Raw genomic sequence first — 2,030 nt, 5'->3', positions numbered from 1 at the left:
GTCGATGGGCAGGTAGGCGGCGCCGGTCTTGAGGACGGCGAGCATGCTGACGATCGCGTCGAGCGACTTGGGCAGAGCCAGGGCTACGAACTGCTCGGCGCCCACGCCCTGTTCGAGGAGATGCCGGGCGAGCTGGTTGCCGCGCCGGTCCAGCTCCGCGTACGTCAGTGAGTCACCGTCGCACACCACCGCGACCGCGTCCGGCGTACGTAGGGCCTGCTCGGCCACCAGCTCGTGCAGCGGCGTGTCGGGAAGCTCGGTCCGCGCCCCGTTCCACTCCACCAGCACCCGCTCCCGCTCGGCCGCGCTCGTGATCTCGATGTCGGCGATGCGCTGGTCGGGAGCCGCGGTCACGGCCTCCAGGACGCGGACGAAGCGGTCCGCCATCGCCTGGGCCGAGGCGCGGTCGAAGAGATCCGTGCTGAAGTCCAGCGCGCCGCTGATGCCCTGGGGCTGCCTGGTCTCGTCGAACGACTCCGCGAACCCGAAGGACAGGTCGAACTTCGACGTCGTCCGCTGGACCTCCCGATACGAGACGTCCAGCCCCGGAAGCTGGGCGATCTCGCTCAACGCCCCTTCGTGGTCCGTGTTGTTGAACGTGACCAGGACCTGGAAGAGGGGGTGGTGCGCCAGCGTACGAGCCGGGTTGAGGGCCTCGACGAGGCGCTCGAAGGGCAGGTCCTGGTGGGCGTAGGCGGCGAGGTCGGTATCGCGTACGCGGTCGAGGAGCTCACGGAAGGTGGGATTGCCGGCCGTGTCCGTGCGGAGCACCAGCGTGTTGATGAAGAGACCGATGAGGTGGTCGGTGGCGTCGTCGGTGCGTCCGGCGACGGGGGTGCCGATGGGGATGTCCTCGCCCGCGCCGAGCCGGGTGAGGAGAGCCGCGACCGCGGCCTGGGCCACCATGAAGGTGCTGGTGTTGGTGGCGCGCGCAAGGCTGGTCAACCGCGCGTGCAACTCCGCCGGGACGGCGAAGGGGATGTGGCCACCCGAGTAGTCCGACGTGGCGGGGCGTGGCCGGTCCGTGGGCAGGTCGAGCTGCTCGGGCAGTCCGGCCAACTGCTCCTTCCAGTACGTGAGTTGCTTGCCCGCGATGCTCTCCGGGTCGCTGTCGTCGCCGAGGATGCCCTGCTGCCAGAGGGCGTAGTCGGCGTACTGGACGGAGAGCGGAGCCCAGGTGGGCGCCTCGCTTCGCACGCGGGCGGCGTAGGCGGCGGTGAGATCCTGGGCCAGGGGTGTGCGGGACCAGGCGTCGCTGGCGATGTGGTGGATGAGCAGCAGCAGGACGTGCTCCTGCTCGGACAGCCGGAACAGCCAGGTGCGCGCCGGGAGTTCAAGGGTGAGGTCGAAGCAGTGACCGACGGCTTCGGCCAGCCGGTCGCCGACCTCCTCCTCGGTCACGTCGACGACCGTGAACGGCGTCTCGGCCGCTTCCGCGGGCACCACGATCTGGTACGAGCCCTGCTCGTCCTCGGTGAAGACGGTCCGCAGGCTTTCGTGGCGGGCGACGACGTCACTGATCGCCGTGCGCAGCGCGTCCGTGTCGAGGGCGCCGGTGAGGCGGAGCGTCGTGGCCGTGTTGTAGGTGGGGGTGGGGCCTTCGAGCTGGTGGAGGAACCACAGCCGCTGCTGGGCGTAGGAGAGGGGGATGCGCTCGGGCCGCGGCCGTGCGGTGAGCGCGGTGCGGACGCTGCCGGACTCGTCGAGCGCGCCGGACAGTGCGGCGATCGTCGGCGTCTCGAAGAGCTGCCGGATGGAGAGTTCGGCACTCAGCGTCGTACGGATGCGGCTGACGAGGCGAGTGGCGAGGAGGGAGTGGCCGCCCAGCTCGAAGAAGTTGTCGTCGATGGTGACTCCGTCGACGCCCAGAACCTCGGCGTAGAGAGCGCAGAGGATTTCCTCGCGGGGGCTGCGCGGAGCCCGGCCCGCCGATTTCGCGGTGTAGTCGGGTGCGGGGAGGGCTTTGCGGTCGAGTTTGCCGTTGGGGGTGAGGGGGAGGGCGTCGAGGGTGACGATGGCTGAGGGGACCA

At 70.1% G+C, this 2,030-nt stretch carries 1 protein-coding gene; it reads right to left on the bottom strand.

The window, feature by feature from the left end; translation table 11 throughout:
- On the bottom strand, positions 1-2,030 hold a 2,030-nt coding region (locus ACTMVF_RS42335), incomplete at both ends, for a condensation domain-containing protein (RefSeq protein ID WP_441276420.1).

It is taken from the genome of Streptomyces sp. SD31 (genome assembly GCF_052068475.1).
In the GTDB taxonomy this organism is placed as follows: domain Bacteria; phylum Actinomycetota; class Actinomycetes; order Streptomycetales; family Streptomycetaceae; genus Streptomyces.
Note: the sequence above shows the minus strand (reverse complement) of the source record. Positions and strands in the feature narration are given on the sequence as shown.